Genomic DNA, 17,542 nt, shown 5'->3' with positions numbered 1-17,542 from the left:
TCACTCGGGGCGCTGGGAGCTCTCGCGGACGAGGATCTGCACGGGCAGGCGCACCGTCATCGGCTCGCCGTCCGGGTTCTCGAGACGTCGCGAGAGCAGCTGCACGGCGGCCCGCCCGAGATCGATCATCGGCTGGCGGATAGTGGTGAGGGCGGGACGCGACAGCGCCGCCGCCTCGATGCCGTCGAAGCCCGTGACCCGGACATCGTGGGGCACGCGGATGCCGGCCGATCGGAATGCGTCGATCGCCCCGAGGGCCATCTGGTCGTTCGCGGCGATGAGTGCGGCGGGGACGCCGTCGGCGATCAGCTGTTCGGCCGCCCGCCGCCCGGATGCGCGGGTGAAGTCGCCGCGCAGCACCGTCACGGCATCCGTCGCGATGCCCGCCTCGGCGACCGCCGCGGCGAAACCCTCCCAGCGCTGGGCGCCGTCGGGCGAGTCCTCGGGGCCGGCGAGAAAAGCGAGCGTCCCCTGATCGGCTTGGGCGAGCACCAGTCTGGTCAGCTCCGACATCGCCTCGGCGTTGCTGACGGTCACGTGGTCGTAGCTGTCGCCGCGCGCCGGCCCCGAGAGCACCACCACGGGGATCCGCTGAGCGAGCCGGGCGAGCACGTCGTCGGGCACGCTCTGCGCCAGCACCATCAGCCCGTCGACGCGTCCGGCGATGTCCCGCACGGTCTCGCGCGTCGGATCGTCACGGCCGACGCCGATCATGAGCACGAAACCCTGCTTCCAGGCTTCGAGCTCCGCTCCCCGCAGCACCTCGTCGAGGAACAGCATGGTCGGATGCGGTGCGCCCGCGTCGGCGGACGCCTGCTCGACCGTGAACGGCGGCGCCTCGCCCTGGTCATCGGCCAGCACGTCGAGGACGGGCGCGTCCTCCGAGGCATCGAAACCGGGGAAGTACAGCCCGAGCACGCCGGTGCGGCGCTCGGCCAGACCGCGCGCGCTGCCGCTGGGCACGTAGCCGAGCGCCGAGACGGAGTCGAGCACGCGCTCCCGCGTGGCGGGGCGCACGGCATCCGGCTGCCGCAGCACGCGGGAGACCGTCGCGATCGACACTCCGGCGCGGTCTGCGACGTCGTAGACGGTCGCCCTCTTGCTCACGCTCGGTCCTCCTCCGCTTGCGTGTGCACCAGGCTACCCGGCGAGCGAGTCACCGCCTGCGTGCTTCGAGTGAGCCGTGAGGGCGGGCGCTGATCTCGCCGTGTTCGCGGCCCCGGGTGTCACTCGTCACGACCTCGAAGCCCGCGTCGGCGAGAAGCCCGGCGAGCGCCTCGGCAGACCAGAAGTATGCCGGCGCGACGGCATGCGCGAACGGCTCGCGCGGCTCGCCGTCGAAGAAGCCGATCAGGATGCCGCCTCCGGGAGCCAGCACGCGGGCGAACTCTTCGAGGATCCCGGGGATGTCAGCCGGCGAGGTGTGGATCAGTGAGTACCAGGCGAGGATGCCTCCGACCGACCCCGCCGCGAACGGCAGGTCGCGGAACGAGCCGACGTCGAAGGAGATGCCCGGATGCCGTTTCCTCGCCGTCGCGATGAACTCCTCCGACAGGTCGATCCCCTGCGCCACGCGTTCGCCGAGACTCAGGAGCTGGGTCCAGTGCCCGGGCCCGCAGCCAGCATCCAGCAGCAGGCCGGAGGCCGTGTCACGCCAGGCCTCGATGACCGAAGCATCCCGGGCATCCATCTGCTCGATCGCACCGGCGAGTTTCACGTACTCCGCGGCCCGCTCGTCGTAGGCAGCGGCGACGCCCGCGTCCGAGGTGCCTTCCATCAGCTGCGCGCGGCGAGCGCTGCCTGATACAGGTCGCGCGACGACAGGCCCGTCGCCGCGGCGACCTCGGCGCAGGCCTCCTTGAGACGCACGCCGGATGCCACGAGTCGCTGCACCTGCGCGAGAGCGTCTTCCGCCGACGCCTCACGAGGCGCTGCACCCTCGACCACCACGACGATCTCGCCCTTGACGCCCGCCGTCGCCCACTCGACGAGCTCGGCGGAGGTGCCGCGGCGCACCTCTTCGTAGAACTTGGTCAGCTCGCGGCAGACGGCGATGCGGCGGTCGTCGCCGAAGGCTGCGCCCATATCGGCGAGCGACGACGCCAGGCGGGCGGGAGATTCGAAGAAGACCATGGTGCGTGGCTCTGCGGCGAGCGCCCGCAGCGTCGAGCGCCGATCCCCAGGCTTGCGCGGCAGGAACCCCTCGAACGTGAAGCGGTCGGTCGGCAGTCCCGAGATGGAGAGCGCCATCAGCACTGCGCTCGGCCCCGGGATCGCCGTCACCGTCACTCCCTGAGCGACCGCCTCGGCGACGAGCCCGTACCCGGGGTCGCTGATGGCCGGCATCCCCGCGTCGCTCACGACGACGACATCCGTCTCGACCGCGAGTGCGGCGAGTTCCGCCGCTCTCTGCTTCTCGTTGTGATCATGGAGTGCGATCAGCCGGGGGCGGTTCGAGATCTGCAGAGCCTGCATGAGCCGCTGCGTGGTGCGCGTGTCCTCCGCGACGACGACCTCGGCGTTCTCCAGCACCTCGACGAGGCGACGCGAGACATCCCCGAGGTTTCCGATCGGTGTTGCGGCGAGGATGATCACCCGCCCAGCTTAGGCGGCGCCCAGCGGCGGAGTGTCTAGGCTGGTGCGGTGACCGCGCCCCTGCCTCTGCTGCCTCCGCCCGAGCAGCGACTGACGCGCTACGAGCGACTGCGCGACCGTGTGCTGCAGGACCCCGACTGGGGGCGCATGGTGCGCTGGTTCGCGCCGCTCGTGGTGACGGCCCTGGCCGCCGTGCTGCGCCTGGTCAACCTCGGCCATCCGCACCAGCTCGCCTTCGACGAGACCTACTACGTCAAGGACGCCTGGTCGCTGTGGACTCTCGGATACGAAGGCACCTGGGGCAAGGATGCGAACGAGGCGTTCATCACACTGCAGCAGCTGCCGCTGTCGGATGCCGGGTCGTTCGTCGTGCATCCGCCCCTGGGCAAATGGCTGATCGCCCTGGGGATGGCCATCGGAGGACCCGACAACACGGTGGGCTGGCGCATCGCGACGGCACTGCTGGGCGCCGCCACCGTGCTGCTCGTCTATCTGGTCGCCCGCCGCCTGACCGGCTCGATCGTGGTGGCGACGGTCGCCGGCACCCTGCTGGCGATCGATGGCCTCAGCATCGTGATGAGTCGCACGGCCCTGCTCGACGGCCCTCTGACGTTCTTCCTCATGCTCGGCGCGCTCTTCATCCTGATCGACCGCGACCGGGTGATCCCCGTGCTGGAACGCGCAGACCCCGATACCGACCCCGACTCCCCCGCGCCGATGTGGGGTCCTGTGCTCTGGCGGCGTCCGTGGCTGATCGCCGCAGGTGTCGCGCTCGGCGCCGCCTGCGCCGTGAAGTGGTCGGGGCTCTACGCGCTCGCGGCCTTCGGCCTGTACGTCGTGGTGACGGATGCCCTGGCACGACGCCGCGCGGGCGTCGTGCTCTGGCCCACCGCGGCGGCCTTCCGTCAGGGACCGGTCTCCTTCGTGCTGCTCGTGCTGCCGGCGCTCGCCACCTACCTCGCCAGCTGGACGGGGTGGCTCGTCACCGCCGGCGGCTATGCCCGGCAGAGCGATCCGAATCCGCTGATCGCGCTGTGGAACTACCACGAGGCGATCCTGAACTTCCACGTCGGTCTCAGCAAGGGCCACCCGTACGCGAGCCCCGCGTGGGAGTGGCCTCTGCTGCTGCGCCCCACAGCCGTCTGGGTGGGCAGCGACCCCGGGCCCTGCGGCGTCGATCACTGCATCGCGGTGATCTCGACGATCCCCAACCCGCTGATCTGGTACGCCGGTGTCGCCGCGGCTCTCTACCTGCTCTACCGCCTCGTGCGCGGGTGGGCCGAACGTCGCCCCGTCGGTCCAGCCCTCACGTTCCCCCTGGTCGGGCTCGCGGCGACGTACGTGCCCTGGCTGCTGTTCCCTGAGCGGACGATCTTCCAGTTCTACACGGTCGCGATGGCGCCGTTCCTCGTGCTCGCACTCGCGGTCGTTCTCCGTCAGATCGCGGGACGCCGGGAGGATCCGCTGCACCGCCGGCAGTCGGGCGAGCGCACCGTGATCGTCTTCCTCGCCGTCGTGGTGCTGGTCTCCGCGTTCTTCTACCCGGTGTGGACCGGCATGAGCGTGCCCTACCAGTTCTGGCTCCTGCACAACTGGCTGCCCGGCTGGATCTGACCCGACCAGCGGCAGCACGTGCGCGCGGTCAGCCCTCGACCACTCCGTCGCGCTCGCCGGCCACCCCGGGCGAGAGACACCGCGTGTCAGGCGGGCGACGACCAGCAGCACCGCAGTGAGGCCGATCGTGAGAAGCAGCTGCACACGCGCAGCCTCGTCGATCATGGTGAGCGCGATCACTCCGGCGAGCAGCGCCAGGCACAGCCACGACAGCCAGGGGAAGCCCCACATGCGCATCGGCATCGCCGCGCCCTCACGATCGGCACGGCGGCGGAGGATGATCTGCGAGACCGCCGTCGCCGTCCAGATGATGAGCAGCGTCGATCCGACCACGTTGAGCAGCGCCGGCAGCACCACATCGGGGAACGCCCAGTTCAGCCCGACCGTGATGAAGCCGAACGCGACGGAGGCGAGCACGGCCACGACCGGCACGCCCGTCGACGTCGTGCGCGTCGCCGCGAGCGGTGCGAGCCCGCGCTCACCGAGCGAGTAGGCCATTCGCGACGCGCCGTAGATGTTCGCGTTCATCGCCGACAGCAGCGCGATCACCACGATGAGGTCCATCACGAGGCCGACGCCCGGCAGCTGCAGAGTGTCGAGCACTGCGGAGAAGGGACCGTCCTTGACGGCGGGATCGTTCCACGGGAGCACCGACACGATCACGAAGATCGAGCCGACGTAGAAGATCAGGATGCGCACGAGGACCTCGCGCACGATCCGGCGGATGTTGCGTGCGGGGTCGTCGGACTCCGCCGCCGCGATCGCGACGACCTCGGTGCCGCCGAACGCGAAGACCACGATGAGGAGCGCCGCCGCGATGCCCGTGAGGCCGTTCGGAGCGAAGCCGCCGTTGTCGACGAGATTGCCGATGCCGGTCGCGGGCACGCCGGGGATGAAGCCCAGGATCGCGCACACGCCGACCACGAGGAACACGATGATCGCCGCGACCTTGATCGCCGCGAACCAGAACTCGAACGTGCCGTAATTGCGCACCCCGAAGAGGTTGACCGCGGTCAGGGCGACGACGAAGACGAGCACCCACACCCAGGCCGGGATGCCGGGGATCCAGGCCGCGATGATCCCGGCGGCGCCGGTGGCCTCGGCGGCGATCACGACGACGAGCTGGATCCAGTAGAGCCACCCGACCGCGCTGCCGGCGCTGCGACCCATCGCCTTCTGCGCGTATGAGCTGAAGGCTCCTGAGCTCGGGCGGGCGGCGACCATCTCGGCGAGCATCGCCATGATCAGCACGACGATGCCGCCGGCGACGAGGTACGAGATGAGCACGGCAGGACCGGCGATGCTGATCGCCTGTCCCGACCCGACGAACAGCCCGGCGCCGATCGCCCCGCCGAGTCCCATCATCGAGATCTGCCGACGGGTCAGCCCGGGGTGCAGACCTTTGGTCGTGGTCGTCGTGGTGGGAACCTCGGTCATGCGCGTGCCTCCTGCGTGCGATGAGCAGACTGCTCAGCCTACGCGGCTCCGCCCGCCCTCCAGGATCGCAGCTGAGCTCACCGCGCGAGGGGAGGTCTGCGGGGTCGCTCACCGGGAGCCGGCACACGAACGAGCGGCAGTCGAACGCCTGCTCCATCGCGTCGCCCTTGCCGTCGAACAGCTCGAAGCCGGCATCCGCGAATGCCTGGGCCTGCTCCGGGGTGACGATCGCGACGACGTCCGCGTCGGCCCTGCGGGCTGCCGAGGCGAGTGCGCCCTCGGGCGTCTCGGTGACGACGACGAGCTGCCTCGGCGCATCGACGAGACCCGCTGCCACGCGCAGCAGGCTGCCGTGCGCGAACGGCTGTGCGATGGCGGGCGCGGCATGCTCGCGCACGCGTTCCGCGGCTGCCTCGCGATACCGATCCCCGCGCCGAGACGCCAGGCGGTGAGGGATGCCGCAGCCACGGCCGCCGCATCCGACGGCAGATCGCCGTCGGTCTGATCGGGCGCTGCGGCGATGCCGTGCTCGGCGAGCAGCGGGTCGCCCTCGAAGCCCTCGATCGCCGCGTCGAGCAGTGTGCGTGCCTCCACCGCCCACGCCGCCTCGCCCGTGGCCGCGGCGAGCGCGAACAGCCCGTCGGCCAGGAGAGCGACATCGGCCGCGGTGGCGACCGCACCCGAGGCGACCCCGTCGAGCGAGGCCCGCACGAGAGCCCCGGTCGCATCCCTGTTGACTCGCAGCACGTACTCGGCAGCCTCGGCCGCGGCCCGCACCCAGGACCCTTCCGCCAGAGAAGCTCCCGCGCGGGCGAGACCGGTGATGGCCAGACCGTTCCATCCCGTGATGACCTTGCCGTCGACGGCAGGGAGCTCGAGACCGGTCCTCTCGGAGGGCGGTCGCAGGTAGTAGCCGCCCTCGCTGCGTTCGCCGTCGATCCACGACTCCGAGTCCTGAGCCGCGCCGAACCCGCCGCCCGCCCTGCGCAGCGTGCCCAGGAGGAAGTCGGCGATGCCGCGTGCGGTCGCGTCGTCACCCGCGTCGAGCGCCACGTCGAGCAGCTGCGCGTTGTCGGTCAGCATCCGCTCGTAGTGCGGCACGCTCCAGTCGCGTCGGGTCGCGTAGCGGAAGAACCCCCATCGGCATCGCGCAGATCGGAGGCGGCCATCGCGGCGAGCGCCCGGTCGGCCGACTCGGCGGCATCCGGGGCCTCTCTGCGCACGAGCGGTGTCTGCAGCATCCTCAGGGTCGTCGCGACCGGGAACTTCGGCGCATCGCCGTAACCGCCGAAGCGGCGATCCTCCCGAGCCGCGATCGTCCGCGCCGCGCCGGCGAGAGCATCGGCGTCCGGAAGATCGGAGGGGGTCGAGGCGCCTGCGCGGGCGAGGGCGTCCGTGACGGCATCCGCAGACTCCTCGGCCTGGGCACGGCGCTGGGTCCACGCCTCCTGCACCGCGGCGAGCACGTCACGGAACGCGGGCATCGGCTGTCGCGCCTCGGGCGGCCAGTAGGTTCCGGCGTAGAACGTGCGGCCCCGCGGCGTCGTGAAGACGGTGAGGGGCCAACCGAGATTCTGCGTGAACGCCGAGGCAGCCGCCATGTAGGCGCCGTCGACGTCGGGATGCTCCTCGCGGTCGACCTTCACCGCGACGAAGTCGCGATTGATCAGCGCGGCCGTGTCGGGGTCGGCAAACGACTCCCTGGCCATCACATGACACCAGTGGCAGGTCGAATACCCGATCGAGATCAGCAGCGGCACATCGCGGCGCTGCGCCTCGGCGAAGGCCTCCGGGCCCCAGGGATACCAGTCGACAGGATTGTCGGCGTGGGCGCGGAGGTACGGGCTGAGCGTGTCGGCGAGCCGGTTCGTCATACGTCCACGCTACGCCGATCGGCGTCTGACGAGACGGTCAGGAGACGAGCAGCTCCGCCGGCCGGGATGCCGCATAGCCGACGAGCGGCAGCGCACGCTCGGCCGCGAGGGCGATGCGCGCGTGGAGCACGTCGGAGGCGATCACGTAGCCGTCGAAGTCGGTGTCGCTGGCGTAGACACCCAGGGGCAGCGTCAGCGCCTGGAAGAACGCGAACAGCGGCCGCAGCTGGTGCTCGATGATGAGCGCGTGGCGTTCCCCGCCGCCGGTCGCCGCGAGCAGCACCGGCTTGCCGACGAGCTCGTACTGACCCACGAAGTCGAACAGGTGCTTGAAGAGGCCGGTGAAGGATGCGCGGTAGACGGGGCTGCCCACGATCAGCAGGTCTGCCGCCTCGATCGCCACCAGCTTCTCCTCGACGCGCGCCGGAAGCTGGTCGCGACGCAGCGCTCCTGCGAGCGACGGGCCGATGTCGGTGAGCTCGATGACCTCGATCTCGACCTCGGCCCGCTCGGCGATCGCCCCGGCGATCGCACGGATGAGCGCCGTGGTCTTGCTGGGCTCGTGCAGAGATCCGGAGACGGCGACGACGCGGTAGGGAGCTGTCATGCGGACGACGCTACTCACGACGACGCCCCGTGTCGCGGGAAGCGACACGGGGCGTCATCTGTCGACACGGAGCGTGTCAGTTCACGTCGTCGGGGTGCGATCCGACCCGACCAGAGCCGTCGAGCGGGTCGAGGGCGTCGATCGCCGCGACCTCGGCGTCGGTGAGCTCGAACCCGAACACGTCGAGGTTCTCGCGCAGGCGCTCGGCGCGCACCGACTTCGGGAAGACGATGAATCCGCGCTGCAGGTGCCAGCGCAGCACCGCCTGCGCGGGGGTGACGCCGTGCGCCGCCGCCGCCTCGGCCACCGCCGGCGTGCCGAACAGGTCGTACTTGCCCTGGCCGAGCGGGCCCCACGACTCGATGCGGATGCCGTGCTCGGTCGCCCAGTCGACGACGTCGCGCTGCTGGTAGGCCGGGTGCAGCTCGATCTGGTTGACCGCCGGCGTCACGCCGGTCTCGGCCACCACGCGCTCGAGGTGCGGAACGAGGAAGTTCGAGACGCCGATGCTGCGTGTCAGTCCTGCCTCGCGCAGCTCGATGAGCCGAGCGAAGGCGTGCACGTAGTCGTCCTTCGCCGGAGTGGGCCAGTGCACGAGGTAGAGGTCGACGGCATCCAGCCCGAGCTTCTCGAGGCTCTCGCCGATCGCCGCACGCGGCTCGTCGTCGTGGTGGCGGTCGTTCCAGAGCTTGGTCGTGATGAACAGCTCGTCGCGCGGGATGCCGGAAGAGGCGATCGCCGCCCCGACGCCCTCTTCGTTGCCGTAGATGGCGGCCGTGTCGATGTGGCGGTAGCCGATCTCGAGCGCCTCGCTCACGGCGCGCTCGGTCTCGTCGGCCGGAACCTTGAACACCCCGTAGCCGAGCTGCGGGATGGAATGGCCGTCGTTCAGTTCGAGTGCAGGAATCGTCATGAATCCACCCTACGACCTGTGATGACAGGTCGACCAGGAGGAACCGCCGCCATCCTCGAGGCGACCCAGCCGACCAGCCTCTCGAGCGGGCCCCTCCCGAACAGGATCGACCACAGCGTGGTCGCGAGAAGCAGCGCGACGGCCGTCGCCAACCAGAAGGCATTGCTCGAGAAGAAGCCTCCTGGTCCCGCCACGAGCGCGACCGAGACGACGTGCACGCTGTAGGCCGACAGGGGCATCGACCCCAACGCCGCGAGCGGAAGGAGCACCGCACGCAACGGCCCGCTGAGCAGCACGCACAGCGCGATGACCGACAGCGCGAACCCGCCCGAGCCGAGGATCTCGGCCGTTCCGCCGGAGTGCGGTTCGACGGCGAAGATCGCCCGGACGACGGCCCCTCCCGGATCCGCTGCGGCCAGCGCGTCGGAGTAGGTGCTCCACCCCGCGGCGGGCTCGCCGCCGAAGATCGCCGAGCCGGAGCCGGAGCCGAGGCGGGTGACTCCTCCGACGAGGCCCAGTCCGTAGCCGCCGACCATGAGTCCGACGCCCGCGCCCAGCGTGATCGCCGCGGTCTCGAGCTTCTCGACACGCAGGCGCCCGAGCGCCATGCCGGCGAAGACGAACGCGAGCCACGCGGTGATCGGATACGAGCCGTAGAGGACGAGGCTGACGCCCGCGCCGGTGGGGTTCAGGGTGAGTGCGGCGAGCAACGCGAGCAGCGCCGGTGCCGCGAGTGCCAGGATGCCTGCGGCGATCAGCAGCTTCCACGGCTGCCACCGGAGGAACGGGATGACGGCGACGTAGAGCAGTCCGTAGAGCGTGAGGATCACCGCGATCGGCGTGTTCAGCATCTCCAGCGCCAGACCGATCAGGAAGATGACCGCTCCGCGACCGATCAGCTGCAGGCGGAGGCTCGGCATCCGCTCGGGATCGGGCAGCACGCTGCGGCCGGTCATCAGGGCGATCGAGATGCCGGCGAGCACGGCGAACAGGATCGACGATCGCCCGTGCACCAGGTCGGTCCAGGTCGACAGGTCGAAGGGATCGAACGCCTCGGTCTCGCCGATGTGCGCTCCGGCCATGCCGAGGATCGCCAGCCCTCGGGCGACGTCGAGTCCGAGGATGCGCGGAGCCCGTCCGAACTCGTGGAACCACCGCGATGCGGGAGGAGGCTTCGACACAGTGCTCACGGATGAATCGTACGATGGGAGTTCTATGCCTTCCCCGTGATCTTCTATCCTCCCGAGCTGCCGGTCAGCGCTGCGCGGGAGGAGATCGCCGACGCCATCCGCGACAACCAGGTCGTCATCGTGGCGGGAGCGACGGGCTCGGGGAAGACGACGCAGCTGCCGAAGATCTGCCTCGATCTCGGGCGCGAGCGCATCGCGCACACGCAGCCCCGACGACTCGCCGCCCGCACGATCGCCGAGCGCGTCGCCGAGGAGCTGCAGGTCGAGCTCGGCGGCCTCGTCGGATACAAGGTGCGCTTCACCGACAAGGTGTCCGACGACACGCGCATCGCGCTGATGACCGACGGCATCCTGCTCAATGAGATCCACCGCGACCGGCTGCTGCGCCGCTACGACACGATCATCATCGATGAGGCGCACGAGCGCTCGCTCAACGTCGACTTCCTGCTGGGATACCTCGTGCGGATCCTTCCCGAACGACCTGACCTCAAGGTGATCATCACGTCGGCGACGATCGATCCCGAGAGCTTCGCCCGACACTTCGCGACGCCCGAGGGTGTGCCCGCGCCGGTGATCGAGGTGTCCGGCCGCACCTTCCCCGTCGAGATCCGCTACCGCGAGCAGACGGAGGAGACCGAGGAGTCCGACGAGGTGACCGCCATCGTCGCGGCCCTCCGTGAACTCGACCGCGAGGAGCCGGGCGACGTGCTGGTGTTCCTGCCGGGCGAAGCCGAGATCAGGGATGCCGCGGATGCCGTGCGCGGCGCGTACGCGAAGGACCGCTCCCCCACCGAGGTGCTGCCGCTGTACGGCCGGCTGTCGGCGGCGGAGCAGCACCGGGTGTTCGAGAAGAGCCGCGTCGCCGGTGTGCGGCGTCGGGTCGTGCTCGCCACGAACGTCGCCGAGACCAGCCTCACCGTTCCCGGCATCCGCTACGTGATCGACACCGGCACCGCGCGCATCTCGCGATACAGCAACCGTTCGAAGGTGCAGCGGCTGCCGATCGAGGCGATCTCGCAGGCCTCCGCGAACCAGCGTTCGGGCCGCGCCGGACGCACGAGCGACGGCATCGCGATCCGCCTGTACAGCGAGGAGGACTTCGACAAGCGCGCGGAGTTCACCGAACCCGAGATCCTGCGCACCTCGCTCGCCTCGGTGATCCTGCAGATGCTGTCGCTCGGCTTCGGCGACATCACCGCCTTCCCGTTCCTCACCCCGCCCGACTCCCGGGGAGTCAAGGCCGCCGTCGACCTGCTCACCGAGCTGGGCGCCGTCACCGGCGGCGGAGACGCACCTCGACTCACCCGCATCGGTCGAGACATCTCCCGAATCCCGATCGACCCCCGCTTCGCCCGCATGCTGATCGAGGCCGGACGCCCCGGCGGCGCCGACGTCACCCGTGACGTGCTCGCGATCGTCGCCGGAATGTCGATCCAGGACGTGCGCGAGCGGCCGTCGCAGGAGGCGCCGCAGAGCGTGCGCGACGAAGCCGACCGCATGCATGCGCGCTTCACCGACCCGACGAGCGACTTCCTGTCGATCCTGAACCTGTGGAACCACCTCCGGGAGCAGCAGCGCGAGCTCGGTTCGAGCGCCTTCCGTCGCCTGTGCCGTTCGGAGCATCTCAACTACGTCCGGGTGCGTGAATGGTTCGACGTGCACCGTCAGCTGCGGTCGCTCGTGCGGGAGAAGGACTCCTCGCGCGGCGGGACCGCGGATCCGGATGCGATCCATCGGGCTCTGCTCGCCGGACTCCTGTCGCAGATCGGCATCCTCGACGAGCGCAACACCGGCAAGGGCCTCGATCCGAAGAAGAAGAAGATGGCGGAATACCGTGGCGCCCGCGGCATCCGCTTCTCGATCTTCCCCGGATCCGCCCTGCGCAAGAAGGCCCCGCAGGCGGTCATGGCCGCCGAGATCGTCGAGACCTCACGCACCTACGCCCGCACGGTCGCCGCCATCGACCCCGCCTGGGCGGAGGCGCTCGCGGGCGATCTCGCGAAGCGCCAGGTCACCGAGCCGCACTGGTCGAAGGATGCCGGCGCGGCGGTCGCGTACGAGAAGGTGACGCTGTTCGGGGTCGAGATCATCCCCCGTCGCCGTGTGCAGTTCGCGCGCATCGACCGGGCGGCGTCGCGTGAGATGTTCGTGCGACACGCCCTCGTCGAGGGCGAATGGGATCCGACGCGCATCGACAAGCGGGTCAGCGCTTTCTGGCGCAGCAACGCCGAACTGCGCAAGCGCCTCGAGAAGCTCGAGGAACGTGAGAGGCGTCGCGACATCCTGGCCGGCGACGAAGCGGTGTTCCGCTTCTACGACGAGCGGATCCCGACCGACGTCTTCGACGTGCGCTCGTTCGAGAAATGGTGGCGCGACGCGCTGGCCGCGACCCCGAAGCTGCTCGTGATGCGCGAAGCCGACCTGCTCGACGACGAGAGCAGGGCCGATCAGAGCGAGTTCCCCACCCGGTGGACGCAGGGCGACCAGGTGCTCGGGCTCGCGTACCGTTTCGAGCCGGGGGCGGCCGACGACGGCGTGAGCGTCGTGATCCCGTTGCCTCTGCTCGCACAGATCGAGGACAGGGGCTTCGACTGGCAGGTGCCGGGGCTGCGCGCCGAACTCGTCACCGGCCTGCTCCGCGCACTGCCCAAGGCGATCCGACGGCACGTGGTGCCTGCGGCCGATTGGGCCGACAAGTTCGGTGCCGAGCTCGCCGGAGACGGCCCCGAGTCGCACGGCGGCCTTCCTCATCGCACGCTCAAAGAGGCGCTGGCACGCCTCATCCAGCCGCTCGCGAATCAGCTCGTCTCGGCTGCCGACTTCGAAGACGATCGCGTGCCCGCGCACCTGCGGATGAACTTCCGCGCCGTCGACGAGCGCGGGCGCGTCGCGGGATCGAACCGCGACCTCGGTGCGCTGCAGGCCGAGCTCGCCGACCGTGCGCGCAGCAGCGTGGCCCGGTCGATCGCGACCCCGCCCCGCCGCCCCGGCCCCTCGAAGGGACCGCAGCCCGCTGCCGCCGCCACCTCGATCGAGAAGGACGGCCTCACCGCCTGGACGTTCGGCGAACTGCCCGAGGTGCTCGACACCCGCGTGGCCGGCGGAGTGGTGCGCGGGTACCCGGCGATCGTCGACCAGGGGAAGACCGTCTCGGTGCGCGTCGAGTCCACGGCGGATGCCGCCGCCACCGCGACGCGGGCGGGCGTGCTGCGCCTCGTGCTGCTCGGTGTGCCCTCGCCCTCGTCGTACGTGCAGCAGCACCTCACCAGCCAGGAGAAGCTCGCACTCGCCGCGTCGCCCTACCAGTCGGCCGCCGCGCTCATCGAGGACTGCCGGGCCGCGGTCGTCCAGAGCACGATCGATCGGCTGGCGCCGGGCGGCCTCGTGCGCACCGAGGCCGAGTTCGTGCGCGTGCGCGACGCGGTGTCGGCGTCGCTCGTCGACGACCTCTTCGCCTGCGTGTCGCTCGTCGCTCGCATCCTCACGAAGACCCGCGATGTCGAGCGCGGCATCCGTTCGCAGAACTCCCTCGCACTGCTCGGGCCGCTGAACGACATCCGCACGCAGCTCTCGGGACTCCTGCACCCCGGGTTCATCTCGGCGGCGGGCGTCGAGCGCCTCACGCACTTCCCGCGATACCTGGACGGGATGCTCGAGCGGCTGAAGACGCTCGCGAACGAGCCCGGCAAGGACCGCACCCGCATGAGCGAGTTCGAGCGCATGGCGAAGGCCTTCGAGGATGCCGGGGGCGCGATCCCGCTGCCCGCCGACGCGCCGCCGGCCCTGGTCGAGACCCGCTGGCTGCTCGAGGAGTACCGGGTGAGCGTGTTCGCGCAGCGTCTCGGCACCGCGCAGCCCGTCTCTCCGCAGCGGATCATGAAGGTGCTGTCGTCTCGGGGGTAGCCTGAATCCATGGCTCGCGCGATCGTCTACACAGAGTTCGGTTCTCCTGATGTGCTGCACCTGATCGAGATCCCCGATCCGATCGCGCTCAGCGGCGAGGCCGTAGTGCGCATCGAGGCGGCGGGTGCCAACCCGATCGACGCCAAGCTCCGCAGCGCGAAGCGCCCCTCACCGCCGATCACCGAGCCGCGTGCCGTCGGGTTCGACGGCGCCGGGGTCATCGAATCGCTCGGCGACGACGTCGACGGATTCGCGGTGGGCGACCGCGTCGCGATCCGCGACACGGTCGGCACCTACTCGAGCATGCTCGCCGTACCGGCCGATAAGCTCGTCGCGCTGCCCGATTCCGTCACCGCAGCGGAGGGTGCCGGCATCGGCATCCCCGCCGGCACCGCCTATCAGGCGCTCCGCTCGCTCGGAGTCACGGACGGCGACGTGCTGCTCGTGCACGGCGGTTCGGGCTCGGTCGGCCAGGCAGCCGTGCAGTTCGCCGTCGCCTGGGGCGCCACCGTCATCGCGACCGCCAGCCCGGCCAGACACGATCAGCTGCGTGACCTCGGTGCGATCCCGGTCGCATACGGAGACGGGCTGCTGGAGCGCGTACGCGAGGCCGCACCGGTCGGGGTGACGGTCGCGCTCGACTGCGCGGGGACCGATGAGGCCATCGAGGTGTCGCTCGAGCTCGTCGCCGACCGCGACCGCATCGCGACGATCGTCCGCGGCCCCGATGCCGCGTCGTTCGGCATCCGGGCGTTCTCGGGCGGTTCACCCGTGCCGCTCACTGAGCAGGAGCTCTCGTGGCGCGCGGAGGCCCTCGGCGCGACCGTCGACCTGCTGGCGGCGGGCGACTTCACGATCGAGCTCGGCCCCGAACTGCCGCTGAGCGAGGCGGCACGCGCTCATGAGCTCATGGAGTCCGGAGCCGCCTCGGGCAAGATCGTGCTGATCCCGTAGGCCGCTCAGGACCAGACGCGGGCAGCCGTGGACGCCGTCGCCATGGAGAGGGAGTTCGCGGCGATCAGTCGGCGCGTGGCTTCGGCCAGCAACGCTCTCATGCTCTCGAGCGCGTTCGACCACTCCCGCTGGGCACGGTCATAGGCCCGTTGCGCTTCCCCGTCCCAGGTCGATTTCAGTAGCGTCGCCTCGGAATCGAAGGCGTCGAGTTCGTGCTCGATGGCTTTCACGGTGAGCGCGAGCTCGGCGACGGTCTGTGCCACGGCGTCGTGACGAACAGCGACCTTCATCGTTCCTCCGAGAGTTCGTTCGAGAGATCCAGCTCGCGAAGCACGTACGGCTGCGAGACGGCATCGGTGAGGTAATACGTGTAGAAGATCACCGCGGCTTCGTCGGCGGTGAAGATCTCGTTCGAGAACACGCGCACCGCTCGGTCGTCGCTGATGGGGATGAGGGTGGTCCTGCCGTCTGCGGGCTCGGGCCGTCCGACCGTGTACAGGTGCGACTCACCGTCGGGGCCGGGAAGCCGCACCTCGACGGTCATAGCGTCCGCGGAGCCTGCGGCCTGCATGAAAGAGTCCGTCGCCCGCTCACGAAACCCAACGATGCTGCGTGAGTCCGCGCCTCGCCAGATGACGTACGTGTGCTCGTTCTCGGTACCCAGGAGGCGGAGCATAAGTCGCAGGTGTTCGGACGCGGGGCGTCGATTCTCCGTGATCCACCCCATCTGGCCACTGGTGAACTGTTGGGCGTGAGTTCTGCGATTGGTCACGGCACAATCTCTATTTCCACTCGTGTGACAAGGATCTCTTCCCCGTCCAGCTTTCCGCGGGCCGGTGTCCCTCCGTCGACGGCTTCATCGAACTGTCGTTGGGTGCTGCCCGGTCTGTTGTAGCCGTCGATGGCGTTCCCGGATTTCACTTCAATGCCCGTATACGTGTTGGGGCCATCATCATTCTTCACCAGGCCGTCGTACGACCGTCCATTCTGCGGCGAACCCTCATAGTCGACTTTCACCTTCGAACGGATCACATCAGACTGCTCCCGCCTCTCATATTGCTCGAGCCCGATCTTCTCTTTGTCGACCCAAGGCGGGGGATTCTCACCGGCAGCGAACTTTCCCTCGTAATCGCGCCGATCTCCGCGGTTGAGGCCGTGAACGCGGTCACCAGCCCCGTGGCTCTCGGTGAGCCATCGGCAGGCGGCGTCGCCCATCATCGTCGCGCCTGCACCGGCCACTCCGACTCCGGCGACGACCAGTGCGGGCGAACCTGCCAGCGCACCGGCTCCGGTGACGGTGATGGCGCCGCCTCCGGCTGCCAGCGCCGCGCCGCCGAGGAAGGTTGCAGCGCCGCCCAGGAGTTCGAGGATGATGTCGGGGTGTTCCCAGAGCGTCTGCGCCGAGATCGCGAGCATGTCCATCGCGGCTCGGAACGGCTGGACGACAGCGAGGTTGACGATCACCTCGGTCGGCGCGTGCTGTGTTCGTGTCGCGGCCTCCGCGTCGGTCAGCGGAATCCGCGCCGCATCCGCGGCATCGTCCAACCGGATCGCGCAGTCGCGCGCATAGACCTCGAGAGTCGCCCGGGCGTTGAACAGGACCTCCCGCGCTTCATCGTGTGCAGGACCTGACGGATCGACGAAGGGCACGTCGGCCTCGGGGTGCCGGAGCCCTTGCCCGACGCGCAACTCCCGCACGTGTGCACGGTGGGCGGCCAGCGCCGCAGCAGCCTGTTGCTCTGCCTCGTTCCAGAGAGTGATCGCACGGTCGGCTTCGTCCTGCGCCCACTGCAACGCGTCGGCCCACGTGAACAGTGCGCTCGCACCCGCGCGGAGCGACTCGCCCGCATGCTTCCACTGCAGCAGCTGCCGCTCGAACCGGTCGAGGTAGGCGTCGTAGGCAGCGCCTCTCCACGTGCCGTCGTCATCCAGCGTGGCGAGGTCATCGCGTACACGGGTCGCTTCAGCGCCACGAGCCTTCCACGCTTCCGCGGTCGCCCTGACCTCGGACACCGAGCCCGGGACGAGGTCCGCCGCCGACTGGGTCTGCCCCAGCTCCATCAGTCGTCCCAGATCATCGCGTCGACTTCGACCTTCGCCGCATCGGTGCCTTCGTCGAAGATCCGAGCGGTCGTGCTCAACCTGTCTGCGAAGTCTTCGGTGTCGGCCACACGGACACAGAGCCCGTCGGACCATGCGCTGCTGAAACGCGTCGCGGCTGCGACGACCCACTCGTGACCGGCGTCAGCAGGCTTCGCGGCATCGGACGAGCCCAGCTCGCCGACGATGCGACGCGCCTTCGACGCCATCGCACGCAGCACGTCGGTATCGACTTCGTAGAATGCTCCGCCCGCGACTGCCATGCGTCGACGTTAGCAAGCGATACGTCGTCATATGGAGACAGCAAGAAGTATGCCGATACTCTCGCAAAGGGACACCAGCCCACCCCCGACGG

Annotated in this window: 15 protein-coding genes and 1 pseudogene; 3 read left to right on the top strand and 13 right to left on the bottom strand. The window is 69.8% G+C overall.

Annotated features, from left to right (window positions below; all coding sequences use genetic code 11):
• The 3 genes from ACZZ93_RS17020 to rsmI are packed head-to-tail and all read right to left on the bottom strand — an operon-like array spanning nt 1 to nt 2,595.
• On the bottom strand, nt 1-1,107 hold the full coding sequence (locus tag ACZZ93_RS17020) for a LacI family DNA-binding transcriptional regulator (RefSeq protein ID WP_463511616.1): 1,107 nt from the start codon (nt 1,105-1,107) through the stop codon (nt 1-3).
• 49 nt (nt 1,108-1,156) lie between these two features.
• Nucleotides 1,157-1,777, bottom strand: a complete 621-nt coding sequence (locus tag ACZZ93_RS17015; protein WP_463511615.1) for a class I SAM-dependent methyltransferase — start codon at nt 1,775-1,777, stop codon at nt 1,157-1,159.
• The gene (gene rsmI, locus ACZZ93_RS17010) at nt 1,777-2,595 is read right to left on the bottom strand and encodes a 16S rRNA (cytidine(1402)-2'-O)-methyltransferase (RefSeq protein WP_056279993.1); all 819 of its coding nucleotides are present in this window, start codon (nt 2,593-2,595) and stop codon (nt 1,777-1,779) included. Before rsmI ends, ACZZ93_RS17015 begins: the two co-directional genes overlap by 1 nt.
• 48 nt (nt 2,596-2,643) lie before the next feature.
• Between rsmI and ACZZ93_RS17005 the strand changes: the two genes are divergently transcribed.
• Nucleotides 2,644-4,209, top strand: coding sequence for a dolichyl-phosphate-mannose--protein mannosyltransferase (locus ACZZ93_RS17005; RefSeq protein ID WP_056279991.1), 1,566 nt, complete (start codon nt 2,644-2,646; stop codon nt 4,207-4,209).
• Nucleotides 4,210-4,413: 204 nt separating this feature from the next.
• Here the strand turns inward: ACZZ93_RS17005 and ACZZ93_RS17000 are convergent.
• The 6 genes and pseudogenes from ACZZ93_RS17000 to ACZZ93_RS16975 all read right to left on the bottom strand — a co-directional run.
• Nucleotides 4,414-5,571 (bottom strand): annotated as a pseudogene (locus ACZZ93_RS17000) (amino acid permease); the annotation flags it as partial.
• Nucleotides 5,572-5,754: 183 nt separating this feature from the next.
• A complete protein-coding gene (locus ACZZ93_RS16995; RefSeq protein ID WP_463511614.1) occupies nt 5,755-6,729 on the bottom strand; it encodes a hypothetical protein in 975 nt (324 codons plus the stop codon).
• Nucleotides 6,723-7,520, bottom strand: a complete 798-nt coding sequence (locus ACZZ93_RS16990; RefSeq protein ID WP_463511613.1) for a thioredoxin domain-containing protein — start codon at nt 7,518-7,520, stop codon at nt 6,723-6,725. The genes ACZZ93_RS16995 and ACZZ93_RS16990 overlap by 7 nt, the downstream gene beginning before the upstream one ends.
• A gap of 37 nt (nt 7,521-7,557) precedes the next feature.
• Complete coding sequence (gene msuE / locus ACZZ93_RS16985) at nt 7,558-8,127, bottom strand: FMN reductase (RefSeq protein WP_053099190.1); 570 nt, start codon at nt 8,125-8,127, stop codon at nt 7,558-7,560.
• Nucleotides 8,128-8,203: 76 nt separating this feature from the next.
• A complete protein-coding gene (locus ACZZ93_RS16980; protein WP_187250521.1) occupies nt 8,204-9,040 on the bottom strand; it encodes an aldo/keto reductase in 837 nt (278 codons plus the stop codon).
• Nucleotides 9,037-10,230 (bottom strand): heparan-alpha-glucosaminide N-acetyltransferase domain-containing protein, encoded by a 1,194-nt coding sequence (locus ACZZ93_RS16975; protein ID WP_463511612.1) that lies wholly within the window; start codon nt 10,228-10,230, stop codon nt 9,037-9,039. The genes ACZZ93_RS16980 and ACZZ93_RS16975 overlap by 4 nt, the downstream gene beginning before the upstream one ends.
• 36 nt (nt 10,231-10,266) lie before the next feature.
• Between ACZZ93_RS16975 and hrpA the strand changes: the two genes are divergently transcribed.
• Together hrpA and ACZZ93_RS16965 are read left to right on the top strand one after the other, a co-directional pair.
• Entirely contained in the window at nt 10,267-14,133 is a 3,867-nt protein-coding gene (gene hrpA, locus ACZZ93_RS16970) for an ATP-dependent RNA helicase HrpA (RefSeq protein WP_463511611.1), read from the top strand.
• Nucleotides 14,134-14,142: 9 nt separating this feature from the next.
• Nucleotides 14,143-15,087: a quinone oxidoreductase family protein gene (locus ACZZ93_RS16965; protein ID WP_463511610.1), complete on the top strand. Its 945-nt coding sequence runs from the start codon at nt 14,143-14,145 to the stop codon at nt 15,085-15,087.
• Nucleotides 15,088-15,092: 5 nt separating this feature from the next.
• Here the strand turns inward: ACZZ93_RS16965 and ACZZ93_RS16960 are convergent, their stop codons facing one another.
• The 4 genes from ACZZ93_RS16960 to ACZZ93_RS16945 all read right to left on the bottom strand — a co-directional run bounded on the left by ACZZ93_RS16960 (nt 15,093) and on the right by ACZZ93_RS16945 (nt 17,450).
• On the bottom strand, nt 15,093-15,377 hold the full coding sequence (locus tag ACZZ93_RS16960; protein WP_056279979.1) for a WXG100 family type VII secretion target: 285 nt from the start codon (nt 15,375-15,377) through the stop codon (nt 15,093-15,095).
• Nucleotides 15,374-15,658, bottom strand: coding sequence for a hypothetical protein (locus tag ACZZ93_RS16955; protein ID WP_230100345.1), 285 nt, complete (start codon nt 15,656-15,658; stop codon nt 15,374-15,376). Before ACZZ93_RS16955 ends, ACZZ93_RS16960 begins: the two co-directional genes overlap by 4 nt.
• A 197-nt stretch (nt 15,659-15,855) precedes the next feature.
• Nucleotides 15,856-17,148, bottom strand: coding sequence for a putative T7SS-secreted protein (locus tag ACZZ93_RS16950; RefSeq protein ID WP_463511609.1), 1,293 nt, complete (start codon nt 17,146-17,148; stop codon nt 15,856-15,858).
• Nucleotides 17,148-17,450, bottom strand: coding sequence for a hypothetical protein (locus ACZZ93_RS16945; RefSeq protein ID WP_187250526.1), 303 nt, complete (start codon nt 17,448-17,450; stop codon nt 17,148-17,150). Before ACZZ93_RS16945 ends, ACZZ93_RS16950 begins: the two co-directional genes overlap by 1 nt.
• Nucleotides 17,451-17,542 lie beyond the last annotated feature (92 nt).

The sequence above is a fragment of the Microbacterium sp. AC026 genome, from assembly GCF_979258475.1.
This window is presented reverse-complemented; position numbering and strand designations above follow the sequence as displayed.

What these genes read in the sequence shown, in the direction of transcription:
- ACZZ93_RS17015 (WP_463511615.1), bottom strand. Translation starts at nt 1,777, where the DNA reads ATGGAAGGCACCTCGGACGCGGGCGTCGCCGCTGCCTACGACGAGCGG.
- ACZZ93_RS16995 (WP_463511614.1), bottom strand. Translation starts at nt 6,729, where the DNA reads ATGCTGACCGACAACGCGCAGCTGCTCGACGTGGCGCTCGACGCGGGT.
- ACZZ93_RS16990 (WP_463511613.1), bottom strand. Translation starts at nt 7,520, where the DNA reads ATGACGAACCGGCTCGCCGACACGCTCAGCCCGTACCTCCGCGCCCAC.
- msuE (WP_053099190.1), bottom strand. Translation starts at nt 8,127, where the DNA reads ATGACAGCTCCCTACCGCGTCGTCGCCGTCTCCGGATCTCTGCACGAG.
- ACZZ93_RS16980 (WP_187250521.1), bottom strand. Translation starts at nt 9,040, where the DNA reads ATGACGATTCCTGCACTCGAACTGAACGACGGCCATTCCATCCCGCAG.
- ACZZ93_RS16965 (WP_463511610.1), top strand. Translation starts at nt 14,143, where the DNA reads ATGGCTCGCGCGATCGTCTACACAGAGTTCGGTTCTCCTGATGTGCTG.
- ACZZ93_RS16960 (WP_056279979.1), bottom strand. Translation starts at nt 15,377, where the DNA reads ATGAAGGTCGCTGTTCGTCACGACGCCGTGGCACAGACCGTCGCCGAG.
- ACZZ93_RS16955 (WP_230100345.1), bottom strand. Translation starts at nt 15,658, where the DNA reads ATGCAGGCCGCAGGCTCCGCGGACGCTATGACCGTCGAGGTGCGGCTT.
- ACZZ93_RS16950 (WP_463511609.1), bottom strand. Translation starts at nt 17,148, where the DNA reads ATGGAGCTGGGGCAGACCCAGTCGGCGGCGGACCTCGTCCCGGGCTCG.
- ACZZ93_RS16945 (WP_187250526.1), bottom strand. Translation starts at nt 17,450, where the DNA reads ATGGCAGTCGCGGGCGGAGCATTCTACGAAGTCGATACCGACGTGCTG.